The following is a 22,626-nucleotide window of genomic DNA, read 5'->3' as shown; positions in this document are numbered from 1 at the left end:
GCTTGAGTATTTTTTATTTTAAGAAATCCCTTACTTCAAAGACTTTCTTAAATTTTGATTTTTTTCTTCTTGTATAATACAAAACCTGCACCAAGAAGGAAGATTAGACCAGAAGTCAAGAGCCATAGCCCTAAGTTATCTCCGACAATCGGAAGACGTGGTTTTGGTTTATTAACCAACTTACCGGCATCAAAGACACCCGAGCCATCTTCTTCTGCAATAGTGACATATTGCGGTGTCTTATCTAACTTGTAGCCGGATGGCGCTTGGATTTCGACAAAGCGGTATTTACCTGGACCTGGTACAGTAACTGTTACCAATCCGTCCGCGTTTGACTTCACATTTTGTGCTACAATTTCTCCATCTTCGGTTTCTACCTTAAAGACAGCACCCTGAAGTGGATTATCTTGTTCATTAACTTTCAGAAGTTGGATAGCATAGTGATGTGTTGGGGGTGTTGGAGTTTCTGGATCGACTGGTTTATTTTCCATCGTTCCAGCATCAAAGAGTGCTTGCTCTTCACCTCCCATTGTTACCTCTTGTGGCACTTGACGTGGCTCACTATCTAAGATAAAGCCGTCTGGTGCTTCTGTTTCGATAAAGCGGTAGAAACCTGCTTTGTCTACATCAGTACTCACAAGACCATCTGCTTTAGATTCCAAATCTTCTCTGTAAGTTTCCCATGGACCATTCTCGTTTTCACTGTATTCAACCTTGAAGACGGCACCTGCTAGATTTTGACCGGCTTCATCTGTCTTACGAAGTTGGATACGAGCATTACGTATATTGACCATATTTTCAGCCTCAAAGAGGGCTTCGCCTGTATCTCCTATCGTAACTTTTTCTTTCACTTGACGTGGAGTGCTATCAAGGATAAAGCCGTTTGGTGCTTGTGTTTCGATAAAACGGTAGTAGCCTTCTTTTTCGACAACCGTCGTAACAAGACCGTCTGTTCCAGAAGATAAACCTTCCTCGTAAGTTTCCCAAGGTCCATTTTCGTTTTCACTAAATTCAACCTTGAAGATAGCGCCTGCTAGGTTTTGACCGGCTTCATCTGTCTTGCGCAGTTGGATACGTGAAATAGGTGCTTCTTTCTCATGGTTAATCATCGTTCCAGCATCAAAGCTTGTTTCCCCTGTCTCGCCAACATTAACATAAACTTGGCGTGGGCTACCATCGGTGACAAAGCCGGATGGCGCTTGCGTTTCAACAAAACGATAGTAGCCGTCTTTTTCAACATCAAGTTTGACAAGACCATTATTACCAGAAGTTAAGGCTTCCGCAATGGTTTCCCAAGGTTCATTGCCGTCTGCACTGAACTCAACCTTGAAGACAGCGTCAGCGAGGTTTTGACCCTCTGCATCAATCTTACGCAATTGAATACTTGCGATTGGTCGGTTTGCCATATCGCCAGCAGAGAAGAGGACTTGTCCCCCTACACCTGCGGTTACATGGACTTGACGTGGTTCGCTGTCTAAGACAAAGCCAGCTGGCGCTACTGTCTCAATAAAGCGGTAATAACCATCTTTTTCGATATCTTCAAGCTTGACAAGACCATCGTCGCCAGAAGTTAAGTTTTCTGCAACAGTTTCCCAAGGGCCATTTTTGTTTTCACTGAATTCAACCTTGAAGACAGCTCCTGCTAGATTTTGACCCTCCACATCTGTCTTACGTAGCTGGATACTTGCGTACGGACGGTTAACCACACCATCAACATTAAAGATGGTATCTCCAGTTTCTCCTGCATTAACATGAACTTCACGTGGTGTACTATCTAAGACAAAACCATCTGGTGCTTGCGTTTCAATGAAGCGATAATAACCATCTTTTTCGACATTAAGGCCGAGATAACCACCTGCTCCAGTTGTCATACCTTCTGCATAAGTTGACCAGTTATCCGTTTCAGCCGCTCTATATTCAACCTTGAAGACAGCACCTGCTAAGCCTTCACCCTCCACATCTGTCTTATGAAGTTGGATACGTGCGGTGAGTGTGTTGACCATATTAGGGAAGTAAATGGTGTCTGTGTTCCCATCTACCACTTCTCGCTCCTCGCTATAAGGATCATCTGGGAGTTGGTAGCCTCCAGGAGCTTGCGTTTCATGGAAACGATAGCGTCCTGGTTCAGTGACCACATAACGTACTAAACCATCACTATTTGACTGAAGACCTTTGACAAGGATTCTCCAATCACCTGCACCTCCATTTAATGAGGTATCGAAGACTTCCAGATCAAACTCTGCACCAGCGACATGATTGCCATATTGGTCAACCTTGGTCATTTGGAGCGGATAAACGGGAGGAAGCGGTGGTTCGATAGGTTCCGCAGTGAACACGTATCTGTTGACGATATTAATGGTAACATCGCTATTTCCGATAAGTCCCGGGACATCGAAATGCCAGATTGGGTCAGGCATTCCAACTTCTGCTGCACCGTTGATAAAGGCTACAGCTTCAAGTCTCCAATTTTCAATCTCATAGTTATGTTCTTGAATGGTGTAACGGCCCGGTGGTAGTTGGTCCGCAAGGATGATTTTTTCATCATTGAGAATCTGCGCTTTCGTTAAGCGACCAATTTCATCCCCATTGTCGTTAGTCACAGTAAGATAGAAGTCATCTGGAATGCGATCAAGCGGGATATTTTCAAACGTTTTACTCAAATCCAATGAACCTAGTTTTTGGTAAAAGTTATCAAATCTAAAGCTCACATCTTCTGCTGCTCCAATCGTCACCGTTACAGGTTCCAATCCTTGACCACTGCCAAAGTTATCTTGGTTTCCTGCTCCAAGCTGACGATAAGCCCAAGTGCTGTTGGAGAGGATATAGCCTGCATCTTTGGCATTATCCGCGTTAAGCTCACTGATTCTGTACTGCCCTTCATGGATACCGATGAAGGATCTTCCTGCTATAGCATCTGCTCGGCTCACTCTTGTTTCATAATACCCCGTTGTTGTATTAAGAGTCCATACATCTCCGTTGCCCGGTTGTGGGTTTCCATCTCCAAGATACTCGATAAGAATTTCAAAGTCTTCTGGATAAGTGTCCGCTGGCAAGCCGTGGAAGAATTTCATAATACGTAAGGAAGGTGTATTAAGTTGGGGTTGCACATAAACATTGACAAAGCTTGCTGTGGCTACACCACCCGGTATTACGGTTACGGTTTGGTCAAACTCTCCCGGCATATGTGTATAACCTGGGTCAGCCTGCTCAACATCTCCGCCCGCTTCTTTGATGGTGTAAACGCCTGCTGGCAGATATTCTGGTAAGTCAAAGTGCCATTTGCCATTTTCTAGTGTAAACTTATCTGGGTCAAAAGTCACTGTTTCCTCAAAATTATTTGGACCTGTGATTGTAAAGGTCAATGGTCGGAGTGTAACGCCAGCTGGTATAGCTCCATCAGAGTTGACACGGTTACCATTTTCATCAAGGAAAATAAATTCTTTTTCTAGTCTGATTTGTCCATAGTAATCAAGAGCAAATGTACCGTTATTTCCCAAGAGATTGGTAACAATACGCCCATCTTGTCCTGCTGGAGCTGTTGGATCTGCTTCGACCAGTTGTCGGCTGACATGAGCTTTGGTATTTGTCGGATTGGCAGTTTTTCCTACAATTCTTGCACCATCAAAGTTATAAAAGGGATTTTCAGTAGACGACTCAAAAGTTGCAAAAGAGCTGTTTGCGTCATTATCCCAGTAGTTAGAGAAGAAGTTTGTTGGGAGGGCTTCTCCTGCAAGTAAAGCTTCTTCTACGCGTGCTTCATCTAAACCAACATTGAATCTTGCCTGTATAGGTGAAGTGTTCCCTGTAATACTAACTGTTCCATCTTCGTTCTGCTGAACTGTACGTTCAGGAATGAGATGCGCAGGAATGCTCCAATGCACAAACTGATCCTTGGCTTGGAGTTCTCTATAACCTGACTTATGCTCTGCTGAACCATAGTCTGAGGTAAAAGTATGATCTATGAGTGCCGTATGAACAGTAAATAGGAGACCGCTCACATTATTTACTGCAGAGTCGACTTGGTTTTCAATTTCGCCCCAGACAGGGTAAACCTGTGCCTTCGTCGCTGCTCCGTCAGCAGTAAGACCGATATAGCGCCCTTGGTCATTTGTAAAATAAGTAATGACATTATCTGGGCGATTATCAAGTATCGCTCCTGCTGTTGCAGCATCAATAAAGTTGCCGTCAGGAAGACGGATTTGCTGTGTTAATGTTTTAATAAAATCTTCACGATGTGCATCAACCTCTGAAATATTATAGGTAAATGTTCCACCATTTCGTGCTGGGAACTCGATATTAGTCAGACCGTCAAAGCTCATGTATTTTCCCAAGACATCAGAGAAATCCAGTGTACCTGCACCCAAGTTTGTGCCGTTCCCATTTCCGCCTAAGATTTCGCTGTTCCCTGTATCTTGAATACTGTTGGTAATCGAGATAAAGGCATCGCGCAAGGTTTGTAAGTCATCCGCTTTGAAAAACTCATCTGCATAAGCAATGTCCGTTGTTGAAAGTTCTACAGAAGCGTTATTTCTGATATTAACTGTACTCTTAGTGTTATTCCATTGATATGTCCCAAAGGCTTGTCTAAATTGCGCTTGGAAGTTTCCTGTTGCACCATTCGTAGCAAAGTTATTAAAGAGTGTTGTTAAGGTTGGTGTAGCAGCTGTTGGTCCTGCTGATGTCCCAGTCAAGCCCATCTGATGACGAACATTTGGTCCGACCTTGTCTGTATTCTCCGGCGTAGGATTCAATGTTGCACTGATTAAGTTTTGACCGGCTTCTGTGTCTTGTTTTCCTAAAGAGATACTAAAGAAGCCGATATCTGCTGCAGGTTGAGTTGGTGCATCGCCTGCAACATTTCCATTTGGAAAATAGTGATTAAGGACTGTTTTGCCACGATAGGCGGCTGTCAAGGCTGTCATTACAGCTAGACCTTGCTCACCATAACTACCATCTCCATAGAAATCACCGTCGCTCGCTACGAGTTGATTACCATTTGGACCAACAGTTACTGGAGTTAAAGCATCAAAGTCAAAGTCAGGACGACCCATGGTTGGTTCACCATCGGTCATTAGGATAAGATTAGGACGACGTGTTACTCTTACTGGATTTTCTTCTTCCCCAGCATCATTTGTCACAGGAACCTCAACTTGTTGGTCAGTTACGTTTTCCAGAATACGACTGGCTTCACGAATTCCCCACTGGGTTGGCGTTGAACCTTGTGAAACAAAGTTATTAACTTTAACTTGTCCACCTGAACCAGTTACAGCAGTTGCCACAACATTGACTTGGGAGTTCCCTGTCATGGTAAAGAAAGCACCATTACTGTTAGGGTTATATCTGCCGAGAGCAAAAACATTTTCGACACGGGCAAAACCACCTGTACGGCCACCATAAGCTACTACAGCTACACGATTGAGCGGGTTAGCATCTTGCAAGATACCAATAGCTTCATTAAGCGCATCAACCAGAAGAGCGATACGTGAACGTCCTGCGCCAGGATCGACACGAGTCATACTTCCAGAAACGTCAATGGTAAAGACAGTATCCGCAGGAATTTGATAACCGGCACGTATAGGTGCACTTTGTGCCAAAGCAGAGAGTGTTACTTCAAACTGATCATCGTCCAAGCTGCCGAGGTCGTGACGAACTGTTTTGTCTGTCCAGATACGTCCATCATGAGCGCCAGGAACATCCGAGAATCCCATGTCTGCTAAGCTATCTGTATCAGGGTCTGAAACCTTACTGTCTTTAGCGATGTCCCAAGGAAGACCTGCTGCATTAGGCAGAAGCTCTGTCATGGCAAAAGGTAAGCCACGCTCCTTATCTGCGATATTGCCAACTTGCTTCTTAGAAGTTGAACTTTCTTGTTCAGGCTTTGTTTCCTTTTCAGGTTTGGTTTCGGCTTCCTTATCAGATGTTTTCTCATCATCTGTTGGTTTTTCTTTATCTGTTTCTTCAAGCTTAATCGGAAGAGTGAGCACTTGATCCCCTAGAGTGACTTCAATCTCTTTTCCATTGACTAAAGAATCTTTCACAACGTAAAGTTTCAAAGAGAAATTTCCCTCGCTCTGCTCCGTTAAGTTTAAAAGCACTTTATTATCTTCCAACTTATAGCTGCCTTCTGTAAGGCCGGAGATATTTTCTTCTGTTGTGACGTTCTCAAAGTCTGCGCCTTTCAAAACGATGGTTTCAGGTTGATTATCTTCCGCAGTACCCTTTTCAACCTTTCCTTCTACAATAACAGTTTGAAGATTCTTTTCATCTTCCCACTGCGCCTTGTTCAAAGTCGTGCGACCGTTTTTTTCTTCCTTGTCTATGGTTTCTGCGATAGCTAATGCTGGTAGCAAGGCTTGAACCACAAGAGAGACGATCATAAGTAAGCGTACGACTTTGTAGAGTCTTTTACTCTTCATCCAACTTTACTCCTTCTTAATATTTTCTCAACGCCTATAGGATAATTTGTACACATTTTTAACCTAAAAGACACATTATACACACTAAGTTTAACATAAGTTTACTTTTTGTCAAAGCTTTTTCTTTGATTACTAAAAAGAAGCAAATAAACTTTATTGTAATCTTTCCGCAACTTTACACTAAGATATATTTTTGAAGGAAAATTATAGCTGTGTCTTAAAATTTATAAGTTTGCTATAATAAAGCCATGTACTCATCATTCAGTTACGAGAGCTATGGCTTGCCTCATCAAGTCTTAAGGCTTAAAGAGAAGTGTCAACCAAGTTTACAGCCCCAAGAACTTCTTGTAAAAATGCTTTATGCTCCGGTCAATCCTTCAGATTTAATCCCAATGACCGGTGCATATGCGCACAGGATAAGCCTTCCTGCTACTGCAGGCTATGAAGGGGTTGGTCTTGTCGCAGATGTTGGCTGCGCACTTTCGCGCAAACTTATCGGTCAACGTGTTTTACCCTTGGAAGGGGAAGGGACTTGGCAAACTTTTGTCAAATGCCCTATATCTCATGCATTTTTTGTTCCTTGATACTCTTGATTTGATTTCCGCTAGTCAGCTTTACATCAACCCTTTGACAGCTTGGCTTCTATGTACAGAAGTTCTTGCATTAAAACCTAGTCAAAAACTTGCTGTAAATGCTGCTGGTTCTTCTATTGGTCAAATCTTTGCCCAACTTTCACAAATACTGGGTTTTGACTTTATCGCTATTACACGCGACAGTAAAAAGCACCAGCTCCTAAAGGAGCGCGGTACTCAGGAATTACGTACAGACTTGGTTAATCTCGAAGTAGATGCTGCCATTGATTGTGTCGGTGGACAGGATGGGACAGATTTGGCTGCTTGTGTCCGATCGGGTGGAAAGTTTCAAGCTCTTGGGCTCCTTTCGGGCGAACAGGTCAACTGGGGAAAAATAGCCGAACTACCTATTGACATCGGTATCTTTCATCTGCGGCATTGGAATGCTAAACTCAGTCCCGAAGAGTGGCAAAAAATCATGCAGACTCTGGCTAACTTGGTTGCTGATAGACGTTTACTCCTCAACCAAGCCGTGGAAATCACCCCTTATGACCAGCTCATCTCGTCTTTAAAATATCCGCAAAAAAACAAACGGTTAATTTCATTCATACAAAAAACGCACGAGCTATAACTCGTGCGTTTATTACTTGCGGCTTTTTATAAAAACTGTGCCATATGTTCAAGGACTTTTTCTTTGCCTAAAAGAGCGATTGTTTCAGGTAATTCTGGGCCGTGCATGCTACCAGAAGCAGCGATACGAATTGGCATCCAAAGATTTTTTCCTTTAACTCCTGTTTCTTTTTGCGTTTCTTTGAAAAGCGGGAAGATGTTTTCAGCAGTAAAATCTTCTAAGTTTTCAAGTTTCGCGCGGAAAGTGCCTACCGCAACTGGTGAAGTTTCCAATTCCATCATTTGACGGGCTTCGTCTGTGAGTTCTGGGAATTCACCAAAGAAGAGGTCTGTTAACTCCAGAATTTCTTCAGCATATTTCATTTGTGGTTTGTAGAGCTTAACCAGTTCTTCAGCACGCGCATCAAAGCGTCCAGCTTCTTCAAGGAAAGGTTTTGTCAATTCAAAAACAGGTTCAAACTCTGCATGCTTGATGTACTCGTTGTCCATCCATTCCAGTTTCTTTTGGTCAAAGGCTGCCGGAGATTTACTCAAACGTTTTTCATCAAAAAGTTTCACAAGTTCTTCCGGGCTGAATTTTTCTTGTTCCCCGCCTGGGTTCCAACCTAAGAGTGCGATAAAGTTGAAAATAGCATCTGCCATGAAACCTTTTTTACGGTAATCTTCGATAAATTGAAGCGTATTGGTATCACGTTTAGACAACTTTTTCCCTGTTTCAGAGTTAATGATTAAAGTCATGTGCCCAAAGACAGGAGCTTCCCAGCCCAAAGCTTCATAAACCATTAACTGTTTTGGTGTATTCGCAATGTGGTCATCACCACGAATAACGTGTGAAATTTGCATGTCATGGTCGTCCACTACTACAGCAAAGTTGTAAGTTGGGTAACCATCGCGTTTTTGAATAACCCAATCACCGCCAATGTTCCCACCTTCAAATTCGATATCGCCCTTAACCATATCTGTCCATTTATAAATGGCTGTTTCATTTACAGAAATACGAACAACCGGTGTAATTCCTGCAGCTTTGCGTTCAGCGATGTAAGCTTCTTTCTCAGCCTCTGACATCCCAGCATATTCATTGACATAATGAGGTGCAACACCTGCTGCTTCTTGTGCTTCATGATCAGCTTCAAGCTCTTCTGGCGTTTTGTAAGAGTAATAAGCCTTTCCTTCACTCAAAAGTTGATTAATATATTTTTGGTAAAGTTCCAACCGTTCAGATTGGCGATAGTTTTCATGTGTTTCAGGACTTTCATCCCAGTCAATCCCCAACCAACGTAAGTTTTCAAGTTGAGAACGTTCCCCATCTTCCACATGACGTTCGCGGTCTGTATCTTCGATACGAATGATGAAATCTCCATCATAATGACGCGCAAAAAGATAGTTAAAAAGTGCAGTACGGGCATTACCGATATGTAAAAGCCCAGTTGGTGATGGCGCATAGCGCACACGAATGTTATTAGACATAGTTTTCTCCTGTTAGTTTCGATCCTTTTTATTTTATCATATTATGAGCAATGTTTCTAACAGTGAGTCATTATAAAATCATACTGTAATTAAAGAAACACAAGCTTCATTGACTCGACAAGGAGGACCATGTTAGAATAGAGATATGACTAAAATTACATATGACAAAGCAAAAATCACAGACATTGATGATGTGATGCACATTGAAGAGACTTCTTTCCCAGCGGATGAGGTACTCTCACGCGCTTCAATGTTAGAACGTATCCAAGTCATTCCTGAGCGTTTTTTCGTCGCTCGAAATGAAGAAGGTAAAGTGGTCGGCATTCTTGTGGGCCCAACTTCTGATAAATGTTATCTGACAGACGATATGTTTGAAAAAACAGAAGCAAGTCTTCCGACTGACCGCTTTCAAATTATCGTTAGCCTTGCTGTAGATAGTGAATACCAAGGACTTGGTATTGCTACTTCATTACTGGATTTGATGAAAGAGGCTGCAGCTGAGGAAAGCCGTCAAGGCATCAGCTTGACTTGTGTAGAAAGCCTTATTCCTTACTACGAACGTTATGGATTCGTTTCAAAAGGAATTTCTGACTCACAACTTGCAGGAGAAACATGGTACAACATGGTTCTTCCTCTATAAAAAAACGCTGCTCAGGCAGCGCTTTTTTATTTAATTACTTATAACTTCATCAATGTCTGTGTAAACCATGTTATAGAAATCAGCAACAGGTTTACATGTCAACTTACCATGGTCTGCATTTAGTCCCTCTTTCAGACCTGAGTTAGCTCTCAAGGCTTCTTTATAACCTTTGTTTGCTATAGCTAAACCATTTGCGAGAGTTGCGTTATTTAAAGCTGCTGTCGAAGTTACAGGGACAGCACCAGGCATATTACCAACACAATAGTGGATAACACCTTCTTCTTCAAAAACAGGGTTGTCATGATAAGTCACATGAGAACTTTCACAAGTTCCTCCTTGATCAATTGCCACATCGACAATAACTGCACCTTTTTTCATCAATGGTAAATGTTCACGGCGAATAAGCTGTGGTGTAGCTGCACCAGGGATAAGCGCAGCTCCAATCACTAAGTCTGCTTTAGAAATCAGATCTTTTACCGTATGATCCGTGCTGTAAACCGTGTTTACACGCCCTTGATAGAGCTTATCAAGCTCAGTTAAGGCATCTAAATTCACATCGACTGCAGTAACATTAGCATGAAGCCCAACAGCCATAGCGACAGCATTACGACCAACAACTCCTGCACCACCAAGTACCAAAACATTTGCTGGAAGAACGCCAGTCACTCCTCCAAGAAGAACACCACGTCCTCCAAAAGGACGTTCCAAGTATTTCGCACCTTCTTGGACTGATAAACGCCCTGCAATTTCAGACATGGGTTTAAGCGCTGGCAGTGCACCGTTACGGTCGCGGATGGTTTCATAGGCAATCGCGACAATTTTCTTATCTAAAACAGCTTCTGTCAATGCTTTATCTGCTGCTAAATGGAAATAGGTATAAAATATTTGTCCCTCACGCATCAATGAATATTCTGGCTCAAGCGGTTCTTTGACCTTTATAATCATATCCGCTGTTTCATAAATATCCTCGGCAGTTGGTAAGATATTACAGCCAACTGCTGTGTAAAGTTCATCGGAATATGATGAGCCTTCACCTGCCCCTTTTTGAATATAGACATCATGTCCAGCGGCAACATAAGCTGCAGCAAATTCTGGTGCAAGTCCTACACGATATTCGTGTTTTTTGATCTCTGTTGGAACACCTATTTTCATCAAATTATCCTCCATATAGATATATGCTTCGGGGCTTTTCCCCTTTTTTGTTTGAAACCATAATACGACAAAAGCGAAAATGTAACCGCCTTCATAATTAGAATAACATTTCTAAAGTTTTATTGCAACTATGAACTTATACGTATTTTTTGTATCTGTGTAACAAAAAAGAAGTCTAAAAAGACTTCAATTAAATTCTATTATGTGGCTACCTTCTTTAAAGTTTTCATGAACCAAGGATTTAACCGTAAGTTTGATAATGGCCATATTTACCGCATTTTCATGCACCTTCAGTAGATTAGGTTCCTGTTTAACACATTCTTTTGCTGCCGCTTCTTCTAAGACTTCGGCATACACATTATTCGAGGATAAACGCTCCCCCTTCTCTAAACTATCAAACCATGTAGTGAAAGAGACATCAGGATTTTCCTTAATGCTTTGTACTTTACGGGCATGCTTATCAGCTACCATGTAAAATATATTTTCTTCATGGACTGATTGGATAAAACTCATAATCGTCGTTGTTGATTCCCCATCTTTTGTTAAACAACTCAAAGCAAGGTAACCCGGAAGAAGTCCCAATATACGTCGTACTTCACCTCCTTGACCTTGAGCACCAACACTCGTTGCTTTTTTATTGGTTTTCAACACGGTCAAAAGAACCAAGGGCAAGGTTAGTACTGCATAGGAGATAAGTAAAGCTAGGATTAAAGTCAGATTTTTATTTTGCAAAAAATTTGTTGAAATAATACCAACAAGGACAAGTGCTGCTAGTACATAGATAAGAAAAAGTTGTAAAAAACGCTTAAAGTACATGTTTCTCCTTATTTTTGTTTAACTATTTTGGATGAACAAGCTCAGCAAAAATCATACGTCCTGCACTTGTTTGCAGAACTTTTGCAACCTCAACCAACACTTTTTTATCAATCATTTTGGCCGTATCTTCAATGACAATCATTGTACCATCTGGTAGATAGGCTACACCTTGCTGACGTTCAGAACCTTCACGAATGATTGTTACTTCAATCTGCTCCCCAACCACCAGTTGTGTCTTAACGGCGTTTGCAAGATCATTAATGTTTAGGACGATTACGCCTTGGATCTCCGCTACTTTGTTGAGATTAAAATCGTTTGTGACTAACTTCGCACCGATTTCGCTAGCATAGCGAAGCAGTTTAGTGTCAACCTCGCGTATGTCCTTATAGTCTTTATTAGAAATTTCAACATTGTCAAATTCTTTTAAGGAATTTACGAGATCCAAACCACGGCGACCCTTGGCACGTTTCAAGGGATCAGCACTATCTGAAATGAGCTGGAGCTCTAGTAATACAAAATTAGGTACAATTACTTTATCACTGATAAAACCTGTTTTTAATACATCCAAAATACGTCCGTCAATAACCGAACTTGTATCCAAAATCATAGCATGTTGAGCTGTAACGACTTCTTTGACCACGGGCTTATCCACTGCAGCGACTTCTTTACGTTTACGAAAAACGATTTTAAAGATTTCATCTCCTCGCTTATCAAAGACCGTATAGCCAAGATAAAGCAGACCAATGATCAGCACAAAGGAAATAATGTTGCTTAATACTGGTACCCCGAGTAAAGAGAGAGGAATCGTTAAAAGCACACCTACGGTCAGACCTAAAATAGCACCAATAAAATTAAATACCATTTTTGAAAGATTGACTCTCGTAATTTTTTGATCTAGTTTTTTCAATGCTCGCATCAGCAAATTGGACATAAAGAATGATAAAATAACAAAAATAATTGCTCCAATTAACCCATTTACAATTTCCTGATTAAAAGCATTTCCCTCTTGTCTAAAGAGGTGCCAAACCCAAGGGAGAGTAGTGATGCCTAAAGAAGCACCCACAATACCCATGAGAACATGAATTATCCAACGACGCATAAGACTTCCTTTCTGTACATAGCCTCAATTTTTTATAACTAAAAAGCTCTGTGTCAATTATATCACACATCATAACAAGATACTTGTTTGTCCTATTACGATTATGACATCTTGACTCACAAAGCTTTTTCTTAGCCAAACACTTTTTTCAAACATTCAGATAAAGTCGTCACGCCGATCACTTGCAAATTTTCTGGAATATCTACACCTGCTAAGCTATTCTTAGGCGCATATACTTTTTGGAAACCTAATTTACTTGCTTCATTGAGACGTTGCTCCATACGTGTGACACGTCGGATTTCTCCAGTTAGGCCAATTTCGCCAATAAAGCATTCACGTGCATCTGTTGGCTCTTCCTTATAGCTGGAAGCAATTGCCACAGCGACTGCCAAGTCGATGGCTGGTTCATCCAACTTGACCCCACCTGCAGATTTCAAGTAAGCATCTTGCTGTTGTAAAAGAAAACCGGCACGCTTTTCAAGTACTGCCATGATTAAACTCACACGGTTAAAGTCTAAACCGGAGGTTGTACGTTTGGCATTCCCAAACATGGTTGGTGTTGTCAAAGCTTGAATTTCAACCAATATCGGACGAGTACCTTCTAACGCACAGACGATAGCAGATCCGGTAGAACCCTCTAGACGTTCTTCCAGAAAGACTTCACTCGGGTTGGTTACTTCCACTAAACCACTGCCTTGCATTTCGAAAATTCCAATTTCATTTGTTGAACCAAAACGGTTTTTGACCGCGCGTAAAATTCGGAATGTATTTTGGCGTTCTCCTTCAAAATACAAGACGGTATCAACCATATGTTCCAACATACGTGGGCCTGCAAGTTGCCCTTCCTTGGTGACATGTCCGACAATAAAAGTCGCAATATCGTTAGTTTTGGCCAATTGCATTAATTCTCCTGTCACCTCACGCACTTGACTAACTGAACCCTGGGTACTCTGAATTTCAGGCGTCATGATAGTTTGAATCGAATCTACAATAAGAAAATCTGGCTGTAGACGTTCCACTTCATTTCGGATACTTTGCATATTGGTTTCAGCATAAAGATAAAAATCTGTATCAATGTCGCCCAAACGCTCAGCACGTAGCTTAATTTGTTGAGCTGACTCCTCCCCACTCACATAAAGGACACGCCCTCTTGAAGCAAGTTGTGTAGATACTTGAAGCAGTAGAGTCGATTTACCAATCCCTGGATCACCCCCAATAAGGACAAGACTTCCTGGAACGACACCGCCTCCAAGGACTCGGTTAAACTCATCTAGGTCGGTTTCCACGCGCGGTGTATCAAAAAGTTCAACCTGATCTAACTTCATGGGTTTAGAGTGCTCACCTGTCAAACTTACTCTCTGATTTTTTACCTCTTGGACTTCTACTTCTTCCACAAAGGAGCCCCAAGCGCCACAATTGGGACAACGTCCGAGTTTTTTTACTGATTTATAGCCACATTCTTGACAAAGAAAGGTTGATTTTTTTTTAGCTATTTTGAAGCCCTCATTTCTATTATTCTTATAGACTTTTATTCGTATTTTTGTTAAAATAATTATGGTTTAACTATAAGCCACTGTAGATCAGTCGGTAGAGTTGGAAGCACTGCTTCCAATCGGTGGATAAGGGTTTGCAGAGCAAATCCTCATCTGTTGCTCTCTGACTGGGCGAAAGCACAAATATAGCCGCTGTAGCTCAGTCGGTAGAGCAACACCATGGTAAGGTGGAGGTCGATGGTTCGATTCCATTCAGTGGCATGAATAAATTTTAGCCTCTTAAGGCTTTTTATTTTACCCATTATTTGATTATAACATATCAAAAGACAGACTTCACTGACTGTTTTCTTTTCTCCTCAAAGAATTTTTCAATCCCTCAAATCCTCTTCCTTATGATAATTCAATACAATAAAAATGGTAGTTATAATAGCACTACCATTTTTATTGTATTTACTGTAAAGTACTTCTTAAAACGCTCTGTAAAGCCTATTTTGAGCTCTAAACAACACTATTGTCTGAGATATTCTTTTACATTTTTTACAAATTCTTCCTTGTCTTTTGAACGTTCCCAGACAGTTAAAATGTCATCATCCGTCATACTATGGGAATCAATACCTGCTTCATAAAGTGCAATACGTGCTTGACCTAAGTCCGTGGTGCTGCCTGATTCAGTTCTTACCGTATGGTCTGCTTCTGGAGCTTGGGGATCTGGAGACACTTTAGAAGCCTCTGTGCTGGTATTATCCTTACTTGTTGATTCTTGGTTTTTTTCTGACTTAGACTGCTCTACACTTGCATCACTTTTTGATGTTGCTGTATCGGATTTTACTGTACTTTCTTTGCTTTTACCTGCCACTGTACTGGAATCCTTTTGCGGTTGTTTATTGGTTTGCTGATTTCCACATCCAGATAAACCAAGCAAGCTGACAAGGAGTAGAGCTATTACTGATATTTTTTTCATGGTTTCCTCCTACTTAATCGCAAATACAGGATGGCCTGCATTCCAATCCATAGCATCTTGACTAGGACGTCCCCATAGTTCACGCAAAGTTGTTTTTCCTGAAGGATAGAATAGTTTTCCATAAGGATCGTTAATATTTACTCGACCATTAGTGTTGTCATAGTCGGAAACGACAACGGCATGGCCAATACCCACATTAATATAAAATATGAGAGGATATCCTGCTCTGAGCAAAGTTTCTGCTCGGTTGATATTACTGATAACTTCTACACTACGTCCATAAGCTTTAGCAGTATTGATCAAATCCTTCCCTGAGAGTCCAAAGCTTTCGTGACTAATCGTATCCGCTTTTTTAGCAACAATTCCTGGGTCAACATTTTGTCCATAGCTTCCCCGTAGAATCATAGCCAAGCTTGTAGGCACACACCCTGAAACTCCTACATTGGAGCCATTCAATCTGTTATTCTTCCATCTTGCATCCAGCTGAGAATAATATATTGGTTGATTAGCATGAGGTTGTGGTGCTGCCGGAAGTTTCTGATTATTTACTACAACACTATAGAAGCGATAGAGAAATGCGGCCATCTCTCCACGTGTGATATCCGCATCTGGTTTAAAAGATGTCGCTGTATATCCTGTCGTTATCCCTTTTGAACTTAGCCATCCTATATCATTTTTAAACATATGATTTTGGACATCCCAAAACTTTGGATTATATTTTGCAGAAGCAGAAGCTTTTCCTGATGCTTTTGCCATCCTGTGCAGAAAGGCCGCCATTTGTCCACGAGTTACCTTACCATTAGGATTATAGTGAGGGGCTGTACCATTAGATACTGTGGTCGCTGTCAACCAAAGGATTTGGTTTTTGTACTGACTAATGTCTGTATAAACATTGAAAGGTGCTTTATATGTTGGTGCTCCTGCTAAGCGGTGTAGAAAAACAGCCATCTCTCCGCGTGTTACTTTTGCATTAGGGTTATAGGTGCTTGGCGTATAACCTGTAGTAATACCACGACCATAAATCCAGTTGATGTTATTTTTGAACATTGACTGTGAGATATCTCTAAAAAGAGATCCTGAATTTTTTACGGGTAATTGTTTAAGACTAACACCAACTCTGGGGAGATTTTTGCGTGAAAAATACTCTTGGGCAACCGACTCCTTGGCCACTTCCTTCTCACTGTTATTTTTCTCTGGTTTTTCAGTTGTGCTTCCTGGAGCTGTCCCGGTTTCTCCAGTCTCCTTATCTGAAGGGGGATTACTTTGATGGTCACTTTCAGAAATACTATCTTCCAGAGAGCTATCAGCAGTAGAACTATTTTCAGAACTTCCTTCTGAACTACTAGAAGCTTCGACCTCTTCTTGCACGTTGCTCGTTATTGGGACACTGCTGTCCACATTTGTCGCTGTAAGCTCACTGGCACTTACCAATATTCCTTGTGTGGACGATAAAACGAGAGCGCTAAGCGTGAGTAATTTTTTATATTTTTCCACAAATGCTATTCCTTTTTCTCATAAATTCCTATTCATACGTCCTTAACAAAAAAGTGTCTTCGTTATTTTTAAAATTATTCCACACTACAACAGACACTATATCCTCTCCCAAGTTCGTAGTCCTTGATTTGATTATATCATATCAAAGGAAAGAATTTTATATTCTTTTAATCCCCACACTTAAAAAAGCCTCTTTATTGAAAAGAGACCTATATTTTTATAAAAAAGCAAAAAAAAAAAAACATATTGAGTGAACTACCGAAATAAATATCTCGGTAGACAGAGCTAGACTAAGCAGTGCTACTCGACGTTTTTACGTCAACTCAAACACAGCGCCATCATCATAACACTCAATAAGTAATCTTATATAATATTTAAATCCGAACTCTCTTAAACAAGCTCGATGATTGCCATAGGGGCAGCATCACCACGACGTGGTTCAACTTTCAAGATACGAGTGTAACCACCGTTACGGCCTTCGTAGCGTTTAGCAATATCGTCGAACAATTTTTGAAGTGCAGTTGGGAAAGTTTCAGTTTCTTCGTTGAAATCTTTAATAGCGATTTCGTTACGAACGTAAGCTGCTGCTTGACGACGAGCGTGCAAGTCACCACGTTTACCAAGAGTGATCATCTTTTCAACTGTTTTACGGATTTCTTTAGCACGAGCTTCAGTTGTAACGATAGTTTCGTTGATGATAAGATCAGTTGTCAAATCACGAAGCATAGCTTTACGTTGTGAAGATGTGCGTCCAAGTTTACGGTAACCCATTTTTTTCCTCCTGTATTATTTTCGTTTTTTGAGCTCCAAGCCCAAGTCAGTCAATTTAACCTTGACTTCTTCTACTGATTTGTGACCGAGGTTTTTGACTTTAATCATGTCAGCTTCACTCATTTCCACAATATCAGCTACGGTATTGATTCCAGCGCGTTTCAAACCATTGTAAGCACGAACTGAGAAGTCCATTTCTTCGATAATTTTATCGAGGACACGTTCTGTTTTAACTTCTTCTTTAGCCACGAGAGTTTCAGATTCTGAAGCTGTTTCTGACAAGTCAACAAACAAGTTCAAGTGATCTGTCAAAATCTTCGCAGAGAGAGACAAAGCATCATCAGCAACGATTGTGCCGTTTGTAGTGATTTCCAAAGTCAACTTATCGTAAGATGCATCACCACCTACACGAGCTGGTTCTACTTGATAGTTAACTTTGCTAACTGGTGTGTAAATTGAGTCCACAGCAATTGTACCGATAGGTGCGCCTTCGACTTTGTTTTCGTCAGCAGGAACGTATCCGTAACCTTTGTTTACTGTCATCACAGCACGCATAGAATGACCTTCTGCGATAGAGAAAAGATAATGGTCTTTATTGACAATTTCGATATCACTATCTGTCAAAATGTCACCTGCGGTTACTGTCATAGGTCCAGTAACGTCAAGCTCAATTTGTTTTTCATTTTCAACGTAAGATTTGATCGCAAGTCCTTTAATAGCAAGGATGATTTGGACCACATCTTCACGTACACCAGGGATTGTTGCGAATTCGTGTTGAACACCTTCAATTTGGATTGAAGTAACAGCAGACCCAGGCAATGAAGACAAGAGAACGCGACGTAAAGAATTACCCAAAGTTGTACCGTAACCACGTTCAAGTGGTTCTACTACAAACTTACCGTAAAATTCTGTTTCGTCAAATTTAATAATTTTTGGTTTTTCAAACTCAATCATGTATAGTCTCCTCTAAAAGAAAAGTAAAGTGATTTTGCAACTCACTAACGATTATACACGACGACGTTTTGGAGGACGTGCACCATTGTGAGGTACAGGAGTCACATCACTAATAGAAGTTACGTTAAGACCAGCAGCCGCGAGTGCACGGATTGCAGATTCACGACCTGAACCAGGACCTTTAACTGTAACAGATACTGTTTTCAACCCTTGTTCTTGAGCAGCTTTAGCAGCAGCTTCAGATGCCATTTGTGCAGCGAATGGTGTAGATTTTTTAGAACCTTTGAAACCAAGTGAACCTGCAGATGACCAAGCAAGAGCGTTACCATGAACGTCAGTAATCATAATGATAGTGTTGTTAAAAGTTGATTGAATGTGGGCGATACCAGTTTCAATATTCTTTTTCACACGACGTTTACGAGTAATTTTTGCCATTTTAACTCCTTTCTAGATTATTTTTTCTTACCAGCGATAGCTTTAGCAGGACCCTTACGAGTACGTGCGTTGTTTTTTGTGTTTTGTCCACGTGTAGGAAGTCCACGACGGTGACGCATACCACGGTAGCTACCAATTTCCATTAAGCGTTTGATGTTGAGGTTTACTTCACGACGAAGATCTCCTTCGAGTTTCAAGCCGTCAAGTTCACGACGAATTGCGTCTTCTTGATCAGATGTAAGATCTTTAGTACGTACATCTTCTGAAACACCTGCAGCAGCAAGCACTTTTTTAGCAGTTTGAAGTCCAACACCGTAAACGTATGTCAATGAAATAACGATACGTTTTTCGTTTGGAATATCAACTCCAGCAAAACGAGCCATAATTTAATAGTTCCTTTCTATCCCTGACGTTGTTTATGTTTTGGATTTACAGGGCAAATTACCATAACACGACCGTTACGACGAATTACTTTACAGTATTCGCAGATTGGTTTAACTGATGGTCTTACTTTCATTGTGTCTTCCTTTCTATGGTTACTGTGCTTTCGCACTCAATGAATGTCCAGGTTATTTAAAACGGTAGGTAATGCGTCCACGTGTCAAATCATATGGTGACATTTCCACTTGCACGCGGTCGCCAGGCAGGATACGGATATAATTCTTACGAATTTTTCCAGAAATCGTCGCCAAAACTTTGTGACCATTTTCAAGTTCAACAGTGAACATCGCATTCGGCATAGTATCTACTACTTTACCTTCAATTTCGATAACATCATCTTTTGCCAAGCAAAAGTACCTCCTTAAAAATCCCCGAAAGATACAAGTGTATCTAAAAAGTCGGACTGATATATTATAGCACACTGACTGACAAATGACAAGCCCTCTATTTATTTTTTTCCTTTATTTTTCTTTCTGCTTTAATATTAACCGGTTGACATTTAATGAGAGCCATGTTATTATTAACCAGTAAATGAAAGGAGAGGAATCATGCATACAAATTTAGAAAAACAAATTGATCAATTCTTATCTCAAGTCATGCAATTTGCTGAAAACAAGCACGAAATTCTTCTTGGAAAGTGTCAAAGTGATATCAAATTAACTTCTACTCAAGAACATCTCTTGATGCTCCTGAATGGAGAACCAACAACCAATGCTCGGATGGCAGAAACTCTTTCGGTCTCTCCGGCTGCCATCACTAAAGCTTTAAAAAAGTTACAAGATTTAGAACTTATATCGCCCACGAAAAGTAAGACCGATGAACGTGTTGTTTTATGGAATCTAACAGAAAAAGCATTGCCCATTGCACGTGAACACGCTGCACATCATGAGGCAACGCTAGACAGTTATCAGCAACTTACACAGAAATATACAGAAGATGAACAAAAAGTAATCCAAGACTTTCTTCATCAACTCGCTGAAAAATTTAAGTAGTTTAGAAAGTAAATAAAAATTATGCCTTATATTGATGTTCAAAATGTAAGCTTTTATTATGACAATAATCCTGTTTTAGAAGATGTGAGTTACTCGGTTAACCCAGGGGAATTTGTAACATTGACTGGAGAAAACGGTGCGGCAAAGTCAACGCTAATCAAAATAACGCTCGGAATTTTGAAACCTAAGTCTGGTAAAGTTATCATTGCACGCCATGACACACAAAATCGCCGTTTACGTATCGCTTACGTCCCACAACAAATTTCCAGTTTCAATGCGGGTTTCCCCTCAACTGTTCATGAATTTGTTCGTTCTGGTCGTTATCCCCGTAAAGGTTGGTTCCGCAAGCTTAATGCACATGACGAAGAACACGTAGAAGCTGCTCTTAATGCTGTAGGCATGTGGGACTTTCGTCATAAAAAAATTGGAGAACTTTCCGGTGGACAAAAGCAACGTATCATCATTGCTCGTACATTTGCTTCTGACCCTGATGTCTTTGTTCTGGATGAACCAACTGTTGGGATGGACGATGTAACCACAGAAGCCTTTTATGAGCTCATGGCCCATGCTGCACATGAGCATGGTAAAAGTGTTCTCATGGTTACACACGATCCTGACTCTGTTAAAAAATATATGGACCGAAACATCCACCTTGCCCGAGACAAAAACGGAAAATTTGAATGCTTTGAAGTCCATGGCAACCCTAATGCAAAAATGAAAAAGGAGGTAAAAGCTAATGTTTGAAATCCTCTCTTATGACTTTATGCGCAACGCTTTACTAGCGACAACTGCCATTTCACTTTTTGCACCACTTCTTGGGGTTTTCCTTGTTCTGCGTCGTCAGTCTCTACTCTCTGACACCCTCTCCCATGTTTCTCTAGCAGGCGTTGCTTTCGGAGTCCTCTTTAGTTTAAATCCGACATGGACAACTTTAATTGTCGTTATTATTGCCGCTATCTTTATGGAATTTCTCCGTACCGTCTATAAAAATTATCTTGAGCTCGCAACCGCGATTTTAATGTCCGCTGGACTTGCTTTAGCCATGTTTATTATTAATGTGGCAGGAAGTAAAACCAGCATCAGCATTGACCAATATCTGTTTGGTTCAATTGTAACTATCGCTACTCCGCAAGTCGTGATGCTTTACATCATCGCTCTGATTGTTCTAGCTGGCTTTATATTCTTTCTCCGTCCACTTTATGTGATGACTTTTGATGAAGATACAGCTTTAGTAGATGGTCTTCCCGTCCGTGCTATGTCAATGATTTTTAATATTGTAACTGGTTTGGCGATTGCTTTGATGATTCCTGCCTGTGGCGCCCTACTGGTTTCTGCAATCATGGTTTTACCTGCTAGTGTATCTATGCTTATTGGAAAATCTTTCAAGACCGTATTAATCTGGTCAGTTATCATTGGTTTTATTGGTATGAACAGTGGATTGATCATCTCCTATTACTTCAATGCGCCTGCAAGTTCTGCAATTACCTTAATCTTCGTTGCACTTTTCTTAATTGTTTCTTTATTGAAACGTCTTTTCCGAAGATAGACAAACAAAAAACACTGAAATAATGTTCAGTGTTTTTTTTGTTCTATTTTAGCCAAGAACAGCTTGAATATCTTCGGTTACTTTCTCCATAGCTTGTCCGCCATCGATTGATTTAACTAAACCCAGTTCTGTATAGTGTTTCAAGATTGGTGCTGATTCCTTGATGTTTACTTCTAGGCGATTTTTAACTGTTTCTGGAACATCATCGGCACGTTGATAAAGGTCATGTCCTCCACATACATCACATGTTCCTTCAACTTTTGTAGGTTTGAAGAGTTTGTGATATGTTGCGCCACATGTACGGCAGATATAACGTCCACTTAAGCGTTCGACCAAGATATCTGGGTTTACTTCGATGTTGATGACTGCATCAAGTTTAATGCCAAGTTCTACCAACATTTTGTCCAAAGCTTCTGCTTGGTCAAATGTACGTGGATAACCATCAAGCAAGAATCCTGAAGCTTTGATGTCATCTTGTGCCAAACGTTCTTTGACGATACCGTTTGTTACTTCATCTGGAACCAATGCTCCTTTGTCGATATAAGATTTAGCAAGTTTGCCCATCTCAGTTTCATTTTTCATCGCTGCACGGAACATATCTCCTGTAGAGATGTGATTCACGCCGTAATTTTTAACGATAAATTCTGCCTGTGTACCTTTACCTGCGCCTGGCAAGCCCATGATTAACAAGTTCATTGTTTTCTCCCGTTTTCTTCTTACAAGTTTTACTATAGATGCTGCAACTCT

19 protein-coding genes, 1 tRNA gene and 1 pseudogene are annotated in these 22,626 nt (G+C 40.8%); 6 read left to right on the top strand and 15 right to left on the bottom strand.

Features of this window, described 5'->3' with window-relative positions; translation table 11 throughout:
* Positions 1 to 47: 47 nt before the first annotated feature.
* A complete protein-coding gene (locus tag J0J36_RS00950; protein WP_153924373.1) occupies positions 48 to 6,416 on the bottom strand; it encodes a SpaA isopeptide-forming pilin-related protein in 6,369 nt (2,122 codons plus the stop codon).
* Between the two features lie 248 nt (positions 6,417 to 6,664).
* On the opposite strand from J0J36_RS00950, the pseudogene J0J36_RS00945 reads away from it, so the two are divergent.
* Positions 6,665 to 7,619, top strand: a pseudogene (locus J0J36_RS00945) (zinc-dependent alcohol dehydrogenase family protein).
* Positions 7,620 to 7,645: 26 nt separating this feature from the next.
* On the opposite strand, the gene gltX reads toward J0J36_RS00945, so the two are convergent.
* Complete coding sequence (gltX, locus tag J0J36_RS00940; protein ID WP_019291418.1) at positions 7,646 to 9,085, bottom strand: glutamate--tRNA ligase; 1,440 nt, start codon at positions 9,083 to 9,085, stop codon at positions 7,646 to 7,648.
* A 145-nt stretch (positions 9,086 to 9,230) separates the two neighbouring features.
* On the opposite strand from gltX, the gene J0J36_RS00935 reads away from it, so the two are divergent.
* Entirely contained in the window at positions 9,231 to 9,725 is a 495-nt protein-coding gene (locus tag J0J36_RS00935; protein WP_019291419.1) for a GNAT family N-acetyltransferase, read from the top strand.
* 30 nt (positions 9,726 to 9,755) lie between these two features.
* Here J0J36_RS00935 and ald read toward each other — a convergent pair whose 3' ends face one another.
* The 4 genes from ald to radA form a co-directional block, all read right to left on the bottom strand.
* Complete coding sequence (gene ald, locus J0J36_RS00930) at positions 9,756 to 10,877, bottom strand: alanine dehydrogenase (protein ID WP_019291420.1); 1,122 nt, start codon at positions 10,875 to 10,877, stop codon at positions 9,756 to 9,758.
* 186 nt (positions 10,878 to 11,063) lie between these two features.
* Positions 11,064 to 11,693: a pyridoxamine 5'-phosphate oxidase family protein gene (locus J0J36_RS00925; protein WP_153924370.1), complete on the bottom strand. Its 630-nt coding sequence runs from the start codon at positions 11,691 to 11,693 to the stop codon at positions 11,064 to 11,066.
* Between the two features lie 22 nt (positions 11,694 to 11,715).
* Complete coding sequence (locus tag J0J36_RS00920) at positions 11,716 to 12,792, bottom strand: PIN/TRAM domain-containing protein (RefSeq protein ID WP_019291422.1); 1,077 nt, start codon at positions 12,790 to 12,792, stop codon at positions 11,716 to 11,718.
* A gap of 131 nt (positions 12,793 to 12,923) precedes the next feature.
* On the bottom strand, positions 12,924 to 14,285 hold the full coding sequence (radA, locus tag J0J36_RS00915) for a DNA repair protein RadA (protein ID WP_029345652.1): 1,362 nt from the start codon (positions 14,283 to 14,285) through the stop codon (positions 12,924 to 12,926).
* Between the two features lie 188 nt (positions 14,286 to 14,473).
* Here radA and J0J36_RS00910 point away from each other — a divergent pair.
* Positions 14,474 to 14,546, top strand: a tRNA-Thr gene (locus tag J0J36_RS00910).
* A gap of 247 nt (positions 14,547 to 14,793) precedes the next feature.
* Here the strand turns inward: J0J36_RS00910 and J0J36_RS00905 are convergent.
* The 8 genes from J0J36_RS00905 to infA all read right to left on the bottom strand — a co-directional run bounded on the left by J0J36_RS00905 (position 14,794) and on the right by infA (position 19,688).
* A complete protein-coding gene (locus tag J0J36_RS00905; RefSeq protein ID WP_019291424.1) occupies positions 14,794 to 15,246 on the bottom strand; it encodes a hypothetical protein in 453 nt (150 codons plus the stop codon).
* A gap of 9 nt (positions 15,247 to 15,255) precedes the next feature.
* Positions 15,256 to 16,740, bottom strand: coding sequence for an S-layer homology domain-containing protein (locus tag J0J36_RS00900; protein ID WP_206886732.1), 1,485 nt, complete (start codon positions 16,738 to 16,740; stop codon positions 15,256 to 15,258).
* A gap of 390 nt (positions 16,741 to 17,130) precedes the next feature.
* The gene (gene rplQ / locus J0J36_RS00895; RefSeq protein WP_003133776.1) at positions 17,131 to 17,511 is read right to left on the bottom strand and encodes a 50S ribosomal protein L17; all 381 of its coding nucleotides are present in this window, start codon (positions 17,509 to 17,511) and stop codon (positions 17,131 to 17,133) included.
* A gap of 15 nt (positions 17,512 to 17,526) precedes the next feature.
* A complete protein-coding gene (locus J0J36_RS00890; protein ID WP_003133775.1) occupies positions 17,527 to 18,465 on the bottom strand; it encodes a DNA-directed RNA polymerase subunit alpha in 939 nt (312 codons plus the stop codon).
* A gap of 51 nt (positions 18,466 to 18,516) precedes the next feature.
* Complete coding sequence (rpsK, locus tag J0J36_RS00885; RefSeq protein ID WP_003133774.1) at positions 18,517 to 18,900, bottom strand: 30S ribosomal protein S11; 384 nt, start codon at positions 18,898 to 18,900, stop codon at positions 18,517 to 18,519.
* Between the two features lie 17 nt (positions 18,901 to 18,917).
* Positions 18,918 to 19,283 (bottom strand): 30S ribosomal protein S13, encoded by a 366-nt coding sequence (rpsM, locus tag J0J36_RS00880; protein ID WP_003133773.1) that lies wholly within the window; start codon positions 19,281 to 19,283, stop codon positions 18,918 to 18,920.
* A gap of 17 nt (positions 19,284 to 19,300) precedes the next feature.
* A complete protein-coding gene (gene rpmJ, locus J0J36_RS00875) occupies positions 19,301 to 19,417 on the bottom strand; it encodes a 50S ribosomal protein L36 (protein ID WP_014024193.1) in 117 nt (38 codons plus the stop codon).
* Between the two features lie 52 nt (positions 19,418 to 19,469).
* Positions 19,470 to 19,688 (bottom strand): translation initiation factor IF-1, encoded by a 219-nt coding sequence (infA, locus tag J0J36_RS00870; protein WP_003133772.1) that lies wholly within the window; start codon positions 19,686 to 19,688, stop codon positions 19,470 to 19,472.
* A 201-nt stretch (positions 19,689 to 19,889) separates the two neighbouring features.
* Between infA and J0J36_RS00865 the strand changes: the two genes are divergently transcribed.
* From J0J36_RS00865 to J0J36_RS00855, 3 genes are read left to right on the top strand one after another with little or no spacing between them, the layout of a single operon-like run.
* The gene (locus J0J36_RS00865; RefSeq protein ID WP_019291427.1) at positions 19,890 to 20,333 is read left to right on the top strand and encodes a zinc-dependent MarR family transcriptional regulator; all 444 of its coding nucleotides are present in this window, start codon (positions 19,890 to 19,892) and stop codon (positions 20,331 to 20,333) included.
* A gap of 21 nt (positions 20,334 to 20,354) precedes the next feature.
* Positions 20,355 to 21,077: a metal ABC transporter ATP-binding protein gene (locus J0J36_RS00860; RefSeq protein ID WP_019291428.1), complete on the top strand. Its 723-nt coding sequence runs from the start codon at positions 20,355 to 20,357 to the stop codon at positions 21,075 to 21,077.
* A complete protein-coding gene (locus tag J0J36_RS00855) occupies positions 21,070 to 21,879 on the top strand; it encodes a metal ABC transporter permease (RefSeq protein ID WP_019291429.1) in 810 nt (269 codons plus the stop codon). The genes J0J36_RS00860 and J0J36_RS00855 overlap by 8 nt, the downstream gene beginning before the upstream one ends.
* A 48-nt stretch (positions 21,880 to 21,927) precedes the next feature.
* Here J0J36_RS00855 and J0J36_RS00850 read toward each other — a convergent pair whose 3' ends face one another.
* A complete protein-coding gene (locus J0J36_RS00850) occupies positions 21,928 to 22,575 on the bottom strand; it encodes an adenylate kinase (RefSeq protein WP_003133767.1) in 648 nt (215 codons plus the stop codon).
* Positions 22,576 to 22,626: the final 51 nt, after the last annotated feature.

This window comes from Lactococcus sp. LG1074, assembly GCF_017309525.1.
GTDB lineage: Bacteria > Bacillota > Bacilli > Lactobacillales > Streptococcaceae > Lactococcus > Lactococcus petauri.
This window is presented reverse-complemented; position numbering and strand designations above follow the sequence as displayed.

Bases quoted from the DNA above. Each gene is read 5' to 3' on its own strand.
- J0J36_RS00950 (WP_153924373.1), bottom strand. From the start codon at position 6,416: ATGAAGAGTAAAAGACTCTACAAAGTCGTACGCTTACTTATGATCGTC.
- gltX (WP_019291418.1), bottom strand. From the start codon at position 9,085: ATGTCTAATAACATTCGTGTGCGCTATGCGCCATCACCAACTGGGCTT.
- J0J36_RS00935 (WP_019291419.1), top strand. From the start codon at position 9,231: ATGACTAAAATTACATATGACAAAGCAAAAATCACAGACATTGATGAT.
- ald (WP_019291420.1), bottom strand. From the start codon at position 10,877: ATGAAAATAGGTGTTCCAACAGAGATCAAAAAACACGAATATCGTGTA.
- J0J36_RS00925 (WP_153924370.1), bottom strand. From the start codon at position 11,693: ATGTACTTTAAGCGTTTTTTACAACTTTTTCTTATCTATGTACTAGCA.
- J0J36_RS00920 (WP_019291422.1), bottom strand. From the start codon at position 12,792: ATGCGTCGTTGGATAATTCATGTTCTCATGGGTATTGTGGGTGCTTCT.
- J0J36_RS00905 (WP_019291424.1), bottom strand. From the start codon at position 15,246: ATGAAAAAAATATCAGTAATAGCTCTACTCCTTGTCAGCTTGCTTGGT.
- rplQ (WP_003133776.1), bottom strand. From the start codon at position 17,511: ATGGGTTACCGTAAACTTGGACGCACATCTTCACAACGTAAAGCTATG.
- J0J36_RS00890 (WP_003133775.1), bottom strand. From the start codon at position 18,465: ATGATTGAGTTTGAAAAACCAAAAATTATTAAATTTGACGAAACAGAA.
- rpsK (WP_003133774.1), bottom strand. From the start codon at position 18,900: ATGGCAAAAATTACTCGTAAACGTCGTGTGAAAAAGAATATTGAAACT.
- rpsM (WP_003133773.1), bottom strand. From the start codon at position 19,283: ATGGCTCGTTTTGCTGGAGTTGATATTCCAAACGAAAAACGTATCGTT.
- rpmJ (WP_014024193.1), bottom strand. From the start codon at position 19,417: ATGAAAGTAAGACCATCAGTTAAACCAATCTGCGAATACTGTAAAGTA.
- J0J36_RS00865 (WP_019291427.1), top strand. From the start codon at position 19,890: ATGCATACAAATTTAGAAAAACAAATTGATCAATTCTTATCTCAAGTC.
- J0J36_RS00860 (WP_019291428.1), top strand. From the start codon at position 20,355: ATGCCTTATATTGATGTTCAAAATGTAAGCTTTTATTATGACAATAAT.
- J0J36_RS00855 (WP_019291429.1), top strand. From the start codon at position 21,070: ATGTTTGAAATCCTCTCTTATGACTTTATGCGCAACGCTTTACTAGCG.
- J0J36_RS00850 (WP_003133767.1), bottom strand. From the start codon at position 22,575: ATGAACTTGTTAATCATGGGCTTGCCAGGCGCAGGTAAAGGTACACAG.